We start from the raw sequence: 16,002 nt of genomic DNA on the forward strand, positions 1-16,002 counted from the left end.
CATCGACCTCAAGCGCCAACGACAGCGGCGAACCACGCCCCGCCGTTGGGCGGGAGCCGGTCTACTCCGCCGCCTGCTTCGCGGCAGCCGTCTCGAACACGGCGTCGAAGGCTGCGTGGAGCACCTGCGCCCCGGCCCCGGGCCGGGTGGCGTCCGACGACAGGATCTGGCGATAGCGCCGCGCGCCCGGCCAGCCCTGGAACAACCCGACCATATGCCGCGTGACATGGGCAAGCCGCCCGCCGTTGGCGATGTGACCACTGGCATAATCGGCCATCGCGTCACGCAGGTCCACCCAGAAGCCGAGATCGAGCCTGTGGCCGCGCTCGGAAAATGCCGCGCCGTCATGGCCGAGTGCTGCCTGCCCGGTGAGCGGATGCGGGAAGAAGCCATCGACCGCAGTCAGCATCGCGCTGTCGTGATAGGCCGCCCGGCCGAGCATGACACCGTCGAGATGCTTCATCTCGTCGAGAGATTGCGCCAACGTCTGAAGGCCACCATTGATACCGATGAAGATATCGGGATTTTCCGCCTTCAATCGATGCACGAGATCGTAGTCGAGCGGCGGGATATCGCGGTTTTCCTTGGGCGAAAGGCCCTGCAGCCAGGCTTTGCGGGCATGGACCCACACGGCGTCCGTGCCTGCGCCAACGACGCGCGACACCAGATCGCGCAGGGCCACTTCCGGATCCTGCTCGTCGACACCGATGCGGCACTTCACGGTCACCGGGATCTGGACCGCCGCCTTCATCGCGGCGACGCATTCCGCCACCACGCCGGGCTCCTGCATCAGGCAGGCGCCAAAGGTGCCGGATTGCACCCGGTCGGAAGGGCAGCCGACGTTCATGTTGATCTCGTCATAGCCGAAGTCTTCGGCAATGCGGGCGGCTTCCGCCATCTTGCGCGGGTCGTTGCCGCCGAGCTGCAGCGCCAGCGGATGCTCCGACGGGTCATAGCCAAGCACCTTGTCGCGGTCCCCGCGCAAGATGGCATCCGCCACGATCATTTCGGTATAGAGCAGCGCATGCCGCGAGAGCCGCCGCGCAAAATAGCGGTAATGTCGGTCCGTCCAGTCCACCATCGGCGCTACCGCGAAGATCGGGGTCTTCGAATACGCCTTTACGGCCGCAGGTTCTTCTGCGTTTTCAGTCATGTCTTGTGTCTCTTGTTCGCTCGTGACCGCCAGGAGCCGCGCACGTGTCACCGCGCATGCGCCCGACCAAAGTCGTCATCCGTTGCCGGCTTATATAATGCCGCCCTGCAAAAAGCGAGACTCAGTGGGCAAAGCCAGGCCTGCGCGTCGCGTTGGCGAGACCGAGGGACGACGGCGCGCCGCCCGCCAGCAAATCCGACGTCGCCGTGCCCCAAAAATGGCTCACGGCCGCAGCGTCTTGCCTGCTAGAAATGCCGACGGTGACTCGGTTGCGGGGGGATAGTTGCGGGGGGATAGATGCGAAACGGCAGGTTTGTATTCGTGCTGGGGCTTGCGACATCGGTGGCAACGGGCGCCTGCGCCGAAACCTTCAGGACGCCTGAGGCGCTCATCGAGGCGCTTTACGCGCCCTATCTCGCCGACGGCGATCAGTCGGAGCGCGACACATTCTTCTCGGACGGCCTGACCCGTCTCTTCGAAGCCGATGCCCAAGCCAGCCAGGGCGAAGTCGGCGCCATAGATTTCGACCCGGTGGTCAACGGGCAGGATTTCGATATCGAGAACCTGCGCGTCGGCGAGGCTGAGATCACCGGCCCGTCGGCCGTCGTCACGGTGCATTTCGACAATCTCTCGGTCCCCGTCACCTTGCGCTACGCCCTGACCGACGAAGACGGCAACTGGCAGGTCGACGACATCGAAAGCATCGAGGGCGACAACCAGTGGAAGCTGAGCGAGATATTCGCCGAAGCCCGATAGCGCGCTCTTGCAAGGTCGCGCCCGCGGCGCGCAGATGCCCGGCATGGATGCGAACGGGCGGGCGGCTCGGCCGCTTAATCCGGAAAAGGCCAATATCACCGGCTTGACAGGCAGTGTGCGAGACGATTAGGGCAGCGTTCCTGTATCGATACAGAAGGCGGAAACAAGGGAAGACGGCATGAAACGCGCGCTCGCGGCACTCCTCATACTCCAGCTGGCAGCCTGCCAATCGGTGGCGCTCGAAGACCAGGAGATCGCCAAGCCGAAGCCCCCATCCGTGCCGACGCTGTCTGGAGCCGACCTCCAGGCCGCCATCGTCGGCAAGTCGCTGCGTTACACGATCAACGGCGTGGTCTCCACATATTATGCCGACGGCCGCTATGGCTATCGCGACTACGAGGTGCGCGACGGCGGCACCTACACCATCACCGGTGATGAAGTCTGCATCACCTTCGAGGATGGTGGCCGTCGCTGCGACCAGTACGCCCGGATCGGCGGCGACTTCGTCCGGATCGAGGAAGGCGGACGCCAGACCAAAGTCGCCGGCGTCGGGCCGGCCTAAGGCGTGCCAACCCCTGTGCGCAAACCGCATCGGGGAAGGCAGCCTTCAAGTCCGGCGTCCAGGTCTACCCTGCCTGCGCCGCGGAATGCCTTGCGCTGTTTTCGCGCGTCACCGACGCATGCGGCCGCGACAAGCGGCTGCGCTACGACAACGTCCCGGAATTCATCGCTATGAAGGGCTGATCGCGGCGGCACGGGTGAAAACCCGGCAAACGATCCGGCCCGAACTTCGTTACCGATTTATTAACTCAAATCGCCGATCGTCTCGCAATCGCATAGGTGACATCGGAGCGAAAGCATGAGCTACGATTGGAGCGGCGCCAGACGGCGCAGAACGGTGGCGGCAATGGTCAGTGCCGCACTTATGCTGGTGGCGCTGGCAGCCACCGTGGCCGCCACACTCACTGACAAGCTGTTCTAGCCGCACGACGTCAACCCGGCTGTGCCGGCACACCCACGCAGAATGGAGGAGCGACGCGCGCGCTGCCGACACCTTCTGCTGCACGCGAATTGTCCTCGCGAACCCCTCATTCCCAAGGGGTCACAGCTATCGGGAGGTTGTGGCATAGTTCGCCGGGCATCGGGAATGGGGTGCCGCGGGGGACGATCTCATGAACCCATTGCGCACGACACAGTGCATCGCGCTGTCGCAGCCCGATCTCGACACGCTGCAGCGCGTTTTCGACACGATCTGCGCCGAGCAGCTCTGGCTCCACGACAGCCCCCGCGCCCGCCGCCATGCGCGCATGCTGATCGACGAGTACCTCGCGGGCACCACGAACGAGCAGCTGCTGCTCGCCGTCGGCCGCTGGTTTGCCTCCCGCATGCCTGCGGAAACATCGAGCGCAGCATATGGCGACGTTCTGGCGTTGTCCCGCGGCGAAACGCACCCGTAAAAGCTGCTTACAAAAGCGAGATCCTGCGCTACATTAGCACAATAGTCCGCTTGCCGCGTGGGAGGAGCCCTGCCGCAAGTCGTCGCGATGCCGACATTCATTGAGATGATCTCGAGGAGGAGACGCATGCATCAAATCATCTGGAACCAGCCGATCGAACTCGACCTCGTGACCGGGGATGTGCGCACCGTGAAGGGCCCTTCGGATGCACTGGCCTGCCTTGCCGACCAATGGCCGCGCCGCGGCCCGAGCTATGTCGCTGCACGCAGCGCCTGCCGCGCCGCCATCGACGGCCGGCGCACGGTGGAAGAAGCGCGATCTCTGTTCATCTCGGCCGCCCGCGAAGCCGAACTGAAAGCGCATTAGCCGCTATTGACGCCCGCAAGGCGTAGCCGCACTCGCCAGTTGCAATGGATAGAGCGCGCTGTAAGCCCCGCTGTCGGGGCGCGCACGCATTTCAAGACAATGACCGCTGGCGCTGCAAGCGCGCCCGGAGACATTGGGCCGCCTGGGACCGAGCGATGGAATTGACGTGCCAATCCGGCGCACTGTCTTCAAATCGCACGCAAATTTCCCGGAAATGGCCCGATTTCTGTCGTGAAGCGTTCATTTCTCTGCGGTATATCATGAGGTGCCTCACAAAAACCAATTTCGAAGCGCCTCAATCCCATTCAAGGGAAAAGTATAATGTCCCGGCAAGGGACAACGAAAACGGGAGAGATATCATGCGTGAACAGAATCTCTATCGCATCGTTGAAGTCACGGTGACGCGCGGCAGCGATCGCTGCGACGTCGGCATCATGACCGTGCGCCAGGCACTGGAACTTCAGGTTCCGAGCCTGGAATACAGCCATCCGGAACTGAATTCGCGGTCCGATGGCCGGTTTCTCACGCGCGACCAGTTGCAGGCCTACGCCTGCTGCGCCTGAGATAACCCCTTGCAGCACCCGGAGAGGGTGTTAACGTCCGGCTGGGATTCGAAACAGCCGGACAAACATGCAAACCATCATTCCACCTTCGCCGCCCGTGCTCCTGCCGATCAAAGGCAGCCTCGTGGGTTTTCCCGTGCGCCGGGTCTATTGCGTTGGGCGCAACTATGCCGCCCACGCCATCGAGATGGGCCACGATCCCGATCGTGAGCCGCCCTTCTTCTTCCAGAAGAATCCGGACAATCTGCTGGTCAGCGGCGATGGTTTCCCCTACCCGCCACGCACCGCCGATGTGCACCATGAGGTCGAGCTGGTTGTCGCATTGAAGAGCGGCGGCGCCGACATCCCGGTCGAGCAGGCGCTCGACTGCGTCTATGGCTATGGCGTCGGCATCGATTTCACCCGCCGCGACCTGCAGGCGGAAGCCAAGAAGGCCGGCAAGCCCTGGGCCGCGGCCAAGGCCTTCGAGCATTCGGCGCCGGTTTCCGAGATTGTGCCGGTCGAGGTGGTCGGCCATCCGGCAAACGGCAATATCTGGCTGAAGGTCAACGGCGAGCAGCGCCAGCAGGGCGATCTCGACCAGATGATCTGGAAGATCCCCGAAGTCATCTCCGAGCTGTCGCGGCTGTTCACGCTCGCCCCCGGCGACGTCATCATGACCGGAACGCCTTCAGGCGTCGGCCCGGTGGTGCGGGGCGATGCCGTGACCTGCGGCGTCGATGGCGTTGCGGCGCTCGCGGTCACCGTTCGCTGATTTCAGGGCGCTTCCATCGCCGTTCCCGGCAAGATCGTGGAAGCGCTCCTTCGTTCCGTCCTGATGCATATTCTGCCGCATGCCGTGCCGACCGTGCTCTAACCCTGAGGATCGCCCGATGCCGCTCTATGCCCTTGGACCTCTGCGCCCGCAAACCCCTGCCCAGGGCAGCTATTGGGTGGCGCCAGACGCCAACATCATCGGCCAGGTGGAAATCGGCGAGGACGTGGGCATCTGGTTCGGCGCGACGCTTCGCGGCGACAATGAGCCGATCCGGCTCGGCGCCCGCACCAACATCCAGGAAAATACCGTCATCCACGTCGACCCCGGTTTTCCCGTCACCATCGGCGAAGGCTGTACCATCGGCCACGGCGCCATCATCCATGGCTGCACCATCGGCGACAACTCGCTGATCGGCATGGGCGCAACGGTCCTGAACGGCGCCAAGATCGGTCGCAACTGTCTGGTTGGCGCCAATGCGCTGGTGACCGAGGGCAAGGAATTTCCGGACAATTCGCTGATCGTCGGATCGCCGGCCAAGGCCGTCCGCGTGCTGGACGATGCCGCCGCCGAGGGACTGAAACGATCGGCAAGCCACTACGTCAAGAACTGGCAGCGTTATGCGATGCAACTGACCAGGCTCGACTGACCGCGCCCCTGGAGCGGTCCAGGGCCGCGCCCTGTCAGGCGCAGCTCTGGCAATGGCCGCGGATCTCTATCGTCGTCTTTTCCGTCTTGAAGTTCTGCGCCCGCGTCAGCGCCGTCAGGCGCTGCTCGATCGCCGTGTCGTGGAACTCGGTCACCTGCCCGCAGCCCTCGCAGATCGTGAACGCCGTCACCCCATTGTCATGCTCGTGGTCATGCGGGCACGTGCAGGCGACGAAGGCATTGAGGCTTTCGAGCCGGTGCACCAGGCCATATTCGAGCAGCTTGTCGAGCGCGCGATAAACCTGCAGCGGCGCGCGGAACCCCTGATCGCGCAGCTTATCGAGAATGGTATAGGCGCTCATCGGACCTTCGGAATGGCTGAGAGCAGCCATAACCATGGTCTGGTTCTTGGTCAGTTGCGGGGTCGCCATCAATGATGCCCTCCAGGCGTGGAATGAGACGCTGCCTCCAACCGACGCCGCCCGATCGGCAGCAGACTCAGTACGAAAAGCGCAAGTGCTGCGACGACGATAGACGGTCCGGACGGCGTATCCCAGTGCAGCGAGCCGAAAAGTCCGCCGGTCACCGCGAGCGCGCCGATGACCGAAGCCAGCACCGCCATGATTTCGGGCGACGAGGAAAAACGACGCGCCGTCGCCGCCGGAATGATCAGGAGCGAGGTGATCAGCAGGATGCCGACGATCTTCATGGCGATGGCGATCACCAGCGCCATCAGGAGCATGAAGAACAGCCGCGCCCGCTCCGGCTTCATGCCTTCGGCTTCCGCGAGCTCGGGATTGACCGTGGAGGCGAGCAGCGGCCGCCAGAGATAGACGATGGCAAAAATGACCAGAATGCCGCCGCCCCAGATGATGTCGATGTCGGATTCCGACACGGCGAGGATGTCGCCAAAGAGAAATCCGACGAGATCGATCCGGACCCAGGTCATGAAGGCGACGATGACAAGGCCGATCGACAGCGCGGAATGCGACAGGATCCCAAGCAGCGCGTCGGTCGACAACGCCCCGCGCCGCTGCAGGAACAGGAGCAGCAACGAAACGGAGGCCGCAACGATAAACACCGCCACCATCAGGTTGAGGTCGAGCAGCAAGGACAGCGCCACGCCCAGCAGCGCGGAATGCGCCATTGTGTCGCCGAAATAGGCCATGCGCCGCCAGATGACGAAGCAGCCGAGCGGCCCCGCCATCACGGCGATGCCGATGCCCGCGACCAGCGCCCGGACGAAGAAATCGTCAAACATCGCGCTTCTCCTTCAATTCGAAGCCATGCAGGCGGCTATGGTGGCCGCAACCGCAATCGTCGCCATGGTCGTGCACGTTGTCGTCCTCGTCGTGGTGATGGCCGTCGCCGGGATAACAGTGTTCGGTGATCGAACCATCAGCATGCAGCACGCGCCCATCTGGCAGATGGGTGTGATCGTGGTTGTGGCTGTAGACCGCAAGCGTACTCGCGGCGCGGCGCCCGAAAAGCTTCTGGTATTCCGGGCTTTGGCTCACGGCCTGTGGCGTTCCACGGCAGCAGACATGACCGTTGAGGCAGACGACGGTATCGGTCTCGGCCATGACGATATGCAGGTCGTGCGAGATCAGGAGGATGCCGCAACCGGTGCGATTGCGGATCTGCTTGATAAGTTCATAAAGCGCAATCTCGCCGCTGAAATCCACGCCCTGCACCGGTTCGTCGAGCACAAGCAGGTCCGGCTTGCGGGCGATCGCCCGCGCCAGCAGCGCGCGCTGGAATTCGCCGCCGGACAAATGCTGCACCTCTGCCTTGGCCAGGTGCAAAACGCCCGTCGCCGAAAGCGCCTCCTCGACTTCCCGGCCTTTCAAGGGTCCCGTCAGCGTCATCAGACGCTCGACCGTCAAGGGCAGTGTCCAGTCGACGGCAAGCTTCTGCGGGACGTAGCCGACCTTCAGGCCCGCCTTGCGCTCGACGAAGCCCTCGTCCGCCTTCAGCACCCCGATTGCGGTCTTGGCCGTCGTCGACTTGCCCGACCCGTTGGGGCCGATCAGCGTGACGATCTCGCCCGGGCTGATCGAAAATTCGACGCCGCGCACCAGCCAGCGGCCGTTGCGGCGCACGCCGGCATTGTTCAGCCGCACCAGCGGCGTCGTTTCTGGGGATCGGAAATTCAGCATCAAAAAATTCCGGATTGGCAGTTGCCTCTGGCTATCGCACACGTTATAGCATAACGCAATTGATGTAATAACATTACATTCAAACGCCACCACGTTCAACCGGACGTGCGTCCAGGGCAACCGGTCTTCAAGTGGCCTCACTTGGGGGCAGCAGGATGCTCTGGATTTGAAGTCCTGGAGCGTCCTTTGTGCGTTCATATGAACACACGGCGCTCTCGTGCTTCAAGTGTCCGAACTGCGCCATATTCTGACTGAAAAGACAATCTGTTCAGTGACTTGCGTGACATTCAAGCCCGGAGAAACCGATGAAATCGACTTCCGCCCTGCTCTTTGCCTCCACCATCCTGCTGTCTTCTCCCGTCGCCGCAGCCGGACCTAATGTGGTGGCTTCGATCAAGCCTGTCCACTCGCTTGTCGCCTCGATCATGCAGGGCGTCGGCGAACCGGCGCTGATCGTCGAGGGCGCAGCCTCCCCCCACACCTACAACATGAAACCGTCGAACGCCGCAGCGCTCCAGGCGGCAAAGGTGGTGTTCTGGGTTGGCCCTGGCCTCGAGGCCTTCCTGGACAAGCCGCTCGATGCCTTGAGCGGTGGTGCAAAGGTCGTCGAACTCAGCGAGGCACCGGGCCTCGACAAGCTGAAATTCCGCGAGGGCGGCGCCTTCGAGGCGCATGATCATGCCCATGAAGGCGAAGCCGGCCATGGCGAAGAGGGCCATGAACACACCGAGGGTGAGGCAGAACACGATCATGCCGCCGCACCCGAAGCCGCCGCTGCCCACGACCACGCGCATGAGGGCCATGATCACGATCACGACGGCTTCGACATGCACCTGTGGCTCGATCCGCGCAATGCCAAGGCCATGGCAGCAGAGATCGAAAAGACGCTCGCGGCGGCCGATCCGGACAATGCCGCCGCCTACAAGGCCAATCTCGACACGCTCAACCAGCGCCTAGATGCACTCGACAAGAGCCTGCTCGAAACGGTGGCCCCTGTGAAGGACAAGCCTTTCATCGTGTTCCACGACGCCTACCAGTATTTCGAGCACCGCTACCAGGTGCGGGTGGCAGGTTCGATCACGGTCAGCCCGGAGGTCCTGCCCGGCGCCGAACGCCTGTCGCAGATCCACGCCAAGATCAAGGAACTGGGCGCGACCTGCGTGTTCGCCGAACCGCAGTTCGAGCCGAAGCTGATCAATGTGGTGATCGAGGGAACGCCGGCGAAATCCGGCACGCTCGACCCGGAAGCAGCCACGCTCGACGCCGGTCCCGATCTCTATTTCCAGCTGATGGAAGGCATCGGCACCTCGCTCAAGACCTGCCTCGGTTCTGCAAGCTGATCCGTCCTCCCAAGGCGGTCAAGTCCGCCATTTGCGGCGGCGAAGTCCGCCATCTGTGGCGGCAGGGTGGGTGTTCGCACCCGCCCTTTTCTTTCCACCACAAATGTAATGATATAACATATAGGAAACAGCAATGGAAAAGCTTCCTGTAACCGTTCTCTCAGGCTTTCTCGGCGCCGGCAAGACCACCTTGCTCAACCATGTGCTGACCAACCGCAACGGGCTGCGTGTCGCCGTCATCGTCAACGACATGAGCGAGATCAACATCGATGCCGCGCTCATCCGCGATGGTGGCGCCAACCTCTCGCGCACCGAAGAACAGCTGGTCGAAATGACCAACGGCTGCATCTGTTGCACACTGCGCGACGATCTCCTGCGCGAGGTCCGCAACCTGGCCGAACAGAACCGGTTCGACTACCTGCTGATTGAATCGAGCGGCATTTCCGAACCCCTGCCCGTGGCCACCACCTTCGATTTTCGCGACGAGGATGGCGAGAGCCTGGCCGATGTCGCGCGCCTCGACACCATGGTGACGGTGGTCGACGCCGCCAATCTGCTTGCGAACTACGCCTCGCTCGATTTCCTTTCAGATCGCGGCGAGACGGCGGGCGAAGGTGATACGCGCACGCTCGTCGACCTGCTGGTCGAACAGATCGAGTTTGCCGATGTCGTGGTGCTCAACAAGATCGGCACGGCAACACCGGAGCAGACGGACGCCGCACGCAAGATCATCGTCGGACTGAACCCGGACGCGCGGCTGGTGGAGGTGGATTTCGGCAAGGTGGAACTGCGCGACGTGCTCGGCACCGGTCGCTTCGACCTTGCCAAGGCCGAGCAACACCCGCTCTGGTACAAGGAACTGCACGGCTTCAAGGACCATATCCCCGAAACCGAGGAATACGGCATCCGCTCCTTCGTCTACAAGGCCCGCCGGCCGTTCGACCCCACGCGGTTCCAGGCGTTTCTTGCGCGGCCCTGGCCGGGCGTGGTGCGCGCCAAGGGCTTCTTCTGGCTGGCAACAAGGCCCTATCATGTCGGAGAATTGAGCCAGGCCGGCGCTCTGGTCCGGACCTCGAAGATGGGGCTTTGGTGGTCGGCGGTGCCGAGGGACCAGTGGCCGCGTGACCCGGACTTCCTCAAGGCAGTCGGCCCCTATATCGACCCGGTCTGGGGCGACCGCCGGCAGGAGATCGTCTTCATCGGCGCAGATCCCATGGATGAGATCGAGCTGACGCGCGAACTTGACGCCTGCCTCGTCACCGACAGCAGCTTTCAGCCGGAACGTTGGCGCGACCTGCCGGATCCGTTCGCGAGCTGGTCGCAGCGGGCCGCCTGATGCCAGCGGCGGGACCAGCACCGCGCCGGCTGCGTTTCACCTGCATGGGCCTCAACGCGGCCGGCAGGCCGGTGCCGATGTTCGATCCGTTCTTTGACGGGCGGGATGATGCGGAGGAAAGTCCCTCGCCGGCCGGCCCGGTCGAGCTTCTGCTGTTTGGTGCGCGAGGCGATAGTGAGGCTGACGGGACGATGCCGAAATGCCGGAAGACGGCGTAAATTCGTGCGAAGGGGCAGCCCGGAAGGCTGCCCCGATCGTTTGGCTTACCGGGCCGATGCGAGGCCGACGATGACACCGGTTGCCAGGCTGATCAGCAGGAAGTCGTTGTCGACGCGCACCCATTGCTGGCCGCGCGGCGGCTGGCGCAGCTTGTAGCGGCGATAATCGCGGACCTGTGCCATGTGGCGGCGCTCGGCCGGGCTCAGGCGATGGCCGCGAGACCAGCGCTGCCTCTTTTCGATGGTGACCCGCTTTTCGATCGTCACGTGCTTGTTGACGCGACGATCGACGTTCCGGTCCATATGCCGTTCAACCTGATGGCGCTGGTAGCGGTCATGGTTCTGAGCGACCTCGAAGGAACCTGCCGGCTGCGCGAAGGCTGCGACCGGCGTGATCAGGAAGGAGCTGGCGACCAGGGCGGTCAGGAGACGTTTCATCGGGGTATTCCTTTCGTTATTTGCACCCCGAAAATAGGCCCGCCTTCCTGAACCGAATATGAAGCTCTACATTACAATTACGTAATGAAATTCTATACTTATAAGCAATGCCTCATATGATGCCATTCTCACGGCGAAAGGCTGACGTAACGGAATCGGTCGAAATCGGCATGAAGCCCGGTGCCCGATGTGTCGAAGGCGAACATGCCGGCAAAGGCACCGGTGAAAGATCCGTGTTCGCCGCGTCCGCCCTCGTCCGACACCACGCCGGCGTCGAGAACCGGACCGATCGCTTGCCACTCCACGTCCCCCGGCGCGCGCCAGAAGAACTGCAGATCGTTGTCGCGAACCTCCATGGCAAGGCTGATCGCGCCTGCGGGCACCGCAATGCCGCCGCCGATGGGAAACTGCAATCGCCCATGCGGAAAGTCGCCCGGGCAAGACAGGATCGTCAGTGCCCGCCCGAGCGTTTCATGCCAGGTCAACCCGAGCGCATGGAACTTGTGGCGGTTGTAGTAATGCGTGAGACCCGCCACCTGCTGATAGGTGTGCGCCTCGAACTCGACGACCGTTTCCGCGCGGAAGGCGTGATGCTCCTGACGGAGCGCGACAAGCGCCTGCTCGAACCAGCTGCCGATGCTTTCGCGCGCAAAGAGCCTCAGGTGCCCTGAGCGCCTCTCCAGCGAAAAGATCCGTTCCGGCTCGGGCGTGCGCAGCCACTGGAATTCGGCCGGCAGCGAGGCTTCGTCGAAATCGGTCTCGATTACGCGCGGCGTTGACGCGGCCTCCGCCGGCTGCGGTGCCGTCACCAGGATTTCGGGAACCGGCCCGCCATTTTCCAGATAGAGCCAGCCGTCGTCGCGCCAGACGCATTTCTGCAGCGCCGTCTCGCGGCCAAGCGTGCAGCGACGGTGAGGCTCCAGCGGCCGGCCGCAGAGATGGGTGTGATAGGCCTGGCCATCCGGCGTCTCGACATATTGTCCATGACCTGCCCGCTGCAGCGGCGCATCGGGATGGTCCTTCGCCGTGATCAGATAGGTGTCCGGATGCATCTCGTAGGGACCGTCGATCGTGCGCGAGCGCGCCATGGTCACGGCATGATCATAGCCGGTGCCGCCTTCCGCCGTCGTCAGATAGTACCAGCCATTACGCTTGAAGAGATGCGGACCTTCGACCAGCCCGAGCGGCGAGCCAGCGAAGATGTTCTTCACCGGCCCGATCAGCCTGCGCGTGCGCTCGTCCCATTCCTGCAGCAAAATGCCGTCGAAGGCCGGATGCTTCGGCGAGCCGCCAAAACTCTCGCTACGGTGGTTCCATTGCATGTTGAGAAACCACTTGCGGCCATCGTCGTCATGAAACAGCGAGGGATCGAAACCGGAGGAATTGACATAGACCGGATCGGACCAGGCCGCTTCGACGGCCTCGGCCGTGACGATGTAGTTATGCGCGTCCTTGAAGTTGCCGTCGAAGCGCTTGACGTCGGTATAGACGAGAAAGAACAGGCCGTCGTCATAGGACAGGCACGGCGCCCAAACGCCGCAACTGTCGGGGTTGCCGCGCATGTCGAGCTGGCTTGCCCGCTCCAACGGCCGGCGCACGAGCTTCCAGTTCACAAGATCGCGCGAGTGGTGGATCTGCACGCCCGGATACCACTCGAAGGTGGATGTCGCGATATAGTAATCGTCCCCGACGCGGCAGATCGAAGGGTCCGGATTGAAGCCCGGCAGTATGGGATTGCGGATCATGGTGGTCATCGGTCTGGCGTCCTCCCTTGGCGGCGCCATCCGACCCTAAAAATCATACAAATTCAAGACTGCAACGTTGCAGTTGATCGCACCCCACACCCCCTTTTGGCGGACTTTCCACATCGATTCGCGCCACGGGGGTGCCTGTGGAAACAGCTGGCGATAGTGCCGCTGCAGCGCGTCGAACAGGATTGCACAAACAATGGGCAGTGCGCCGCAAAGTCCCATTCAACTTTAGTCGGAGGTCGCCGAACTATACGGGAAAATCGCCACCCAGACTTGAACGTGCGCTTGAAATCGGCACTCTGACTGTGCTTGGCACAACAACCATAATAGCCATCGCGGGGAGGAAATCGATGAAAGCTTTGCTCGGCTTCAGCCGACTTATAGACACGATCACGGAATTCATCGGGAAAAAAGTTTCCTGGTTCATCCTGGCAGCCGTCCTTGTCAGCGCCGGCAACGCGGTGATCCGCAAGATCTTCAACATGTCGTCGAACGCCTGGCTCGAGGCGCAATGGTACCTGTTCGGCGCCGCCTTCATGCTGGCGGCCGCCTATACGCTCAGCCAGAACGAACATATCCGCATCGATGTCGTCTACGGCCAGTTCTCGCGCCGCGTGCAGCACTGGATCGACCTCTTCGGCCACGTCTTCTTCCTGATGCCGTTTGTGCTGCTGATGCTCTACTACCTCTTCCCTTATGTGAAGATGTCGATGGTCTCGGGCGAGGTTTCCTCTTCCGCAGGCGGCCTGATCATCTGGCCGGCCAAGGCCATACTGCTTCTCGGGTTCCTGCTGCTCGCCTTGCAGGGCGTATCGGAAATCATCAAGAAGATCGCGATCATGACCGGCAACATGGATGACCCGACGCCATACGTGCCCACGCACGCGCCGCTGGACGACGCCCTGTCGACGGAGCAACGCCCATGATCGAATTCATTGCCGAAAATCTGGCGCCGATCATGTTCGCGTCGCTGATCGTGTTCCTGCTCCTGGGTTACCCGGTCGCCTTCTCGCTCGCCGCCAATGGCCTTCTGTTCTTCATCATCGGCGTCGAACTCGCGCCGCTCTCCGACTCGATCAACCTTTCCTGGCCCCTGCTCAACGCATTGCCTGACCGGTTCTGGGGGGTGATGTCGAACGACACATTGCTCGCCATCCCCTTCTTTACCTTCATGGGGATCGTGCTCGAGAAATCGGGCATGGCGGAAGACCTGCTCGACACGATCGGCCAGCTCTTCGGCCCGATCCGCGGCGGTCTTGCCTATGCGGTCATCTTCGTCGGCGCGCTGCTTGCAGCCACCACCGGCGTCGTTGCCGCCTCGGTCATCGCCATGGGCCTGATCTCGCTGCCCATCATGCTGCGCTACGGCTATGACCGGAAGGTCGCATCGGGCGTGATTGCCGCCTCGGGCACGCTCGCCCAGATCATCCCGCCGTCGCTGGTGCTCATCGTTCTTGCCGACCAGCTCGGCCGCTCGGTCGGCGACATGTATGCCGGTGCGCTCATCCCGGGTCTGGTGCTGACCGGTCTCTATATGTGCTACATCCTGCTGATGTCGTTCCTCCGGCGCGACTCCATGCCGGCGCTGCCGCTCGAAGCCCGCACGCTGGGCTCCGGCGTCACCTCGCTTGCAATCGCGCTGGCGGTAGCCGCCGGCATCGCCTATGCCGCCCACGTCTATCTCTACCCGACCCAGGGCGAGAACGCCGATATCCTCGGCGGTACCGTCGGCGTCGCCTTCATCTACATCGTCGCCCTGATCGACAAGGGCTTCAAGATCAATGCGATGTCCAGGCTTGCCCAGCAGGTCATCATCGTTCTGATCCCGCCGCTGGCCCTGATCTTCCTGGTGCTCGGCACCATCTTCCTCGGCATCGCCACGCCGACGGAAGGCGGCGCAATGGGTGCCGTAGGCGCGTTGATCATGGCCGCTGCCAAGGGCCGCCTCAACATGGAGGTCGTGCGCGGGGCCCTTACGGCAACGACGCGGCTTTCGGCCTTCGTGCTGTTCATCCTGATCGGTGCGCGCGTCTTCTCGCTGACTTTCTACGGCGTCAACGGGCACATCTGGGTCGAACATCTGCTGACGGCGATGCCGGGCGGCGAAACCGGCTTCCTGATCGCCGTCAACGTGCTCGTCTTCTTCCTGGCGTTCTTCCTGGATTTCTTCGAGCTTGCCTTCATCATCGTGCCGCTCTTGGCGCCGGCCGCCGACAAGCTCGGCATCGACCTGATCTGGTTCGGCGTTCTGCTCGGCATCAACATGCAGACGAGCTTCATGCATCCGCCCTTCGGCTTTGCGCTTTTCTACCTGCGCTCAGTCGCCGCCAAGGTGCCCTATCTCGACAAGATCACCGGCAAGAACATCCAGCCAGTGACCACGGCGCAGATCTACTGGGGCGCCGTGCCCTTCGTCTGCATCCAGGTGCTGATGGTGGGACTGACGATCATGTTCCCGCAGATGGTGATGCACTACAAGGGAACCGGCACTGCGGTCGATCCGAACACGATCAAGATCGAGGTGCCCGGCTTCGGCGGCGGTCTCGGCCTGCCCGACAATGGCGGCGGTCTCGGACTACCCGGCGGCTTGCAGCTTCCCGGCGGCAGCCCGCTCGACCAGAAACCGGCAGACCAGGGAGGGGGCGCACAGCCACAGACCGCCCCCTCGAACGACCTCAGCCAGCCGCCGTCGTTTGGCGGATCGGGTGCGCAGCCGCAGCCGGCACCATCAAACGATCTCAGCCAGCCGCCTTCATTCAAGTAGGCGACCGGTAGACGGAAATGCGAAGGGCGGCCCATCGGCCGCCCTTTTTCTTCTATGGAACGCGATAACTCATGGTCACCGGGAAGCCTCGGCACCAGCCAAAAACTCCCTCATTCCTGTGCTCGTCACAGGAATCCAGCGAGATCAAGTCTTTGAGCTAAAAAGGTTTTCTGACCCCTGATGACGTCGGGTTGCTGGATCCCCGCCACAAGGGCGAGGATGAGGGAGAGTGGGGGTCATCCTGGCACCAAAAATTGGCCGTCGAGACTTGCCAAGCGACAACAGGCACGCCCGCGAAC

At 62.7% G+C, this 16,002-nt stretch carries 18 protein-coding genes; 12 read left to right on the plus strand and 6 right to left on the minus strand.

The features are described 5' to 3' along the window. Positions 1-61: 61 nt before the first annotated feature. Positions 62-1,153 carry a tRNA dihydrouridine(20/20a) synthase DusA gene (gene dusA / locus RTP54_RS09980; protein ID WP_312362294.1) on the minus strand — a complete coding sequence of 364 codons (1,092 nt, stop codon included), beginning with the start codon at positions 1,151-1,153 and terminating at the stop codon, positions 62-64. A 297-nt stretch (positions 1,154-1,450) separates the two neighbouring features. Between dusA and RTP54_RS09985 the strand changes: the two genes are divergently transcribed. From RTP54_RS09985 to RTP54_RS10020, 8 genes are all read left to right on the plus strand, one after another. Then, positions 1,451-1,909 carry a DUF3828 domain-containing protein gene (locus RTP54_RS09985; protein WP_312362295.1) on the plus strand — a complete coding sequence of 153 codons (459 nt, stop codon included), beginning with the start codon at positions 1,451-1,453 and terminating at the stop codon, positions 1,907-1,909. A 178-nt stretch (positions 1,910-2,087) separates the two neighbouring features. Further along, positions 2,088-2,471 carry a hypothetical protein gene (locus tag RTP54_RS09990; protein ID WP_112810110.1) on the plus strand — a complete coding sequence of 128 codons (384 nt, stop codon included), beginning with the start codon at positions 2,088-2,090 and terminating at the stop codon, positions 2,469-2,471. 297 nt (positions 2,472-2,768) lie between these two features. Further along, positions 2,769-2,891, plus strand: coding sequence for a hypothetical protein (locus RTP54_RS09995; protein WP_312362297.1), 123 nt, complete (start codon positions 2,769-2,771; stop codon positions 2,889-2,891). Positions 2,892-3,081: 190 nt separating this feature from the next. Continuing rightward, positions 3,082-3,366: a hypothetical protein gene (locus RTP54_RS10000; protein ID WP_312362300.1), complete on the plus strand. Its 285-nt coding sequence runs from the start codon at positions 3,082-3,084 to the stop codon at positions 3,364-3,366. A 126-nt stretch (positions 3,367-3,492) separates the two neighbouring features. Beyond that, a complete protein-coding gene (locus RTP54_RS10005) occupies positions 3,493-3,732 on the plus strand; it encodes a DUF982 domain-containing protein (protein WP_053251758.1) in 240 nt (79 codons plus the stop codon). Between the two features lie 359 nt (positions 3,733-4,091). Further along, positions 4,092-4,295 (plus strand): hypothetical protein, encoded by a 204-nt coding sequence (locus RTP54_RS10010; protein ID WP_409517096.1) that lies wholly within the window; start codon positions 4,092-4,094, stop codon positions 4,293-4,295. A 67-nt stretch (positions 4,296-4,362) separates the two neighbouring features. Then, positions 4,363-5,049: a fumarylacetoacetate hydrolase family protein gene (locus RTP54_RS10015; RefSeq protein ID WP_112810112.1), complete on the plus strand. Its 687-nt coding sequence runs from the start codon at positions 4,363-4,365 to the stop codon at positions 5,047-5,049. A 118-nt stretch (positions 5,050-5,167) separates the two neighbouring features. Further along, positions 5,168-5,698 carry a gamma carbonic anhydrase family protein gene (locus RTP54_RS10020; protein ID WP_112810113.1) on the plus strand — a complete coding sequence of 177 codons (531 nt, stop codon included), beginning with the start codon at positions 5,168-5,170 and terminating at the stop codon, positions 5,696-5,698. Between the two features lie 34 nt (positions 5,699-5,732). Here the strand turns inward: RTP54_RS10020 and RTP54_RS10025 are convergent, their stop codons facing one another. Genes RTP54_RS10025 through RTP54_RS10035 form a run of 3 tightly spaced genes read right to left on the minus strand, consistent with a single transcriptional unit; the run spans position 5,733 to position 7,856 of the window. Further along, complete coding sequence (locus RTP54_RS10025; RefSeq protein ID WP_112810114.1) at positions 5,733-6,128, minus strand: Fur family transcriptional regulator; 396 nt, start codon at positions 6,126-6,128, stop codon at positions 5,733-5,735. Further along, positions 6,128-6,958 (minus strand): zinc ABC transporter permease subunit ZnuB, encoded by an 831-nt coding sequence (gene znuB, locus RTP54_RS10030; RefSeq protein ID WP_112810115.1) that lies wholly within the window; start codon positions 6,956-6,958, stop codon positions 6,128-6,130. The genes RTP54_RS10025 and znuB overlap by 1 nt, the downstream gene beginning before the upstream one ends. After that, positions 6,951-7,856, minus strand: coding sequence for an ATP-binding cassette domain-containing protein (locus tag RTP54_RS10035; RefSeq protein ID WP_112810116.1), 906 nt, complete (start codon positions 7,854-7,856; stop codon positions 6,951-6,953). The genes znuB and RTP54_RS10035 overlap by 8 nt, the downstream gene beginning before the upstream one ends. Positions 7,857-8,161: 305 nt before the next feature. Here RTP54_RS10035 and znuA point away from each other — a divergent pair, with 305 nt between their 5' ends. Both znuA and RTP54_RS10045 read left to right on the plus strand, forming a co-directional pair. Next, a complete protein-coding gene (gene znuA, locus RTP54_RS10040) occupies positions 8,162-9,196 on the plus strand; it encodes a zinc ABC transporter substrate-binding protein ZnuA (RefSeq protein ID WP_312362308.1) in 1,035 nt (344 codons plus the stop codon). 133 nt (positions 9,197-9,329) lie between these two features. Then, the gene (locus RTP54_RS10045) at positions 9,330-10,532 is read left to right on the plus strand and encodes a GTP-binding protein (protein WP_312362310.1); all 1,203 of its coding nucleotides are present in this window, start codon (positions 9,330-9,332) and stop codon (positions 10,530-10,532) included. A gap of 263 nt (positions 10,533-10,795) precedes the next feature. On the opposite strand, the gene RTP54_RS10050 is transcribed toward RTP54_RS10045, so the two are convergent. Then, positions 10,796-11,188 (minus strand): RcnB family protein, encoded by a 393-nt coding sequence (locus tag RTP54_RS10050; protein ID WP_112810120.1) that lies wholly within the window; start codon positions 11,186-11,188, stop codon positions 10,796-10,798. A 128-nt stretch (positions 11,189-11,316) separates the two neighbouring features. Further along, complete coding sequence (locus tag RTP54_RS10055; protein WP_312362312.1) at positions 11,317-12,942, minus strand: glycoside hydrolase family 43 protein; 1,626 nt, start codon at positions 12,940-12,942, stop codon at positions 11,317-11,319. A gap of 347 nt (positions 12,943-13,289) precedes the next feature. Between RTP54_RS10055 and RTP54_RS10060 the strand changes: the two genes are divergently transcribed. Both RTP54_RS10060 and RTP54_RS10065 read left to right on the plus strand, forming a co-directional pair. Continuing rightward, positions 13,290-13,865: a TRAP transporter small permease subunit gene (locus tag RTP54_RS10060; protein ID WP_312362313.1), complete on the plus strand. Its 576-nt coding sequence runs from the start codon at positions 13,290-13,292 to the stop codon at positions 13,863-13,865. After that, complete coding sequence (locus tag RTP54_RS10065) at positions 13,862-15,703, plus strand: TRAP transporter large permease subunit (RefSeq protein ID WP_312362314.1); 1,842 nt, start codon at positions 13,862-13,864, stop codon at positions 15,701-15,703. Before RTP54_RS10060 ends, RTP54_RS10065 begins: the two co-directional genes overlap by 4 nt. The last annotated feature ends 299 nt before the right edge of the window (positions 15,704-16,002 follow it).

Origin of the sequence: Ensifer sp. (assembly GCF_031989085.1) — a bacterium.
In the GTDB taxonomy this organism is placed as follows: domain Bacteria; phylum Pseudomonadota; class Alphaproteobacteria; order Rhizobiales; family Rhizobiaceae; genus Ensifer.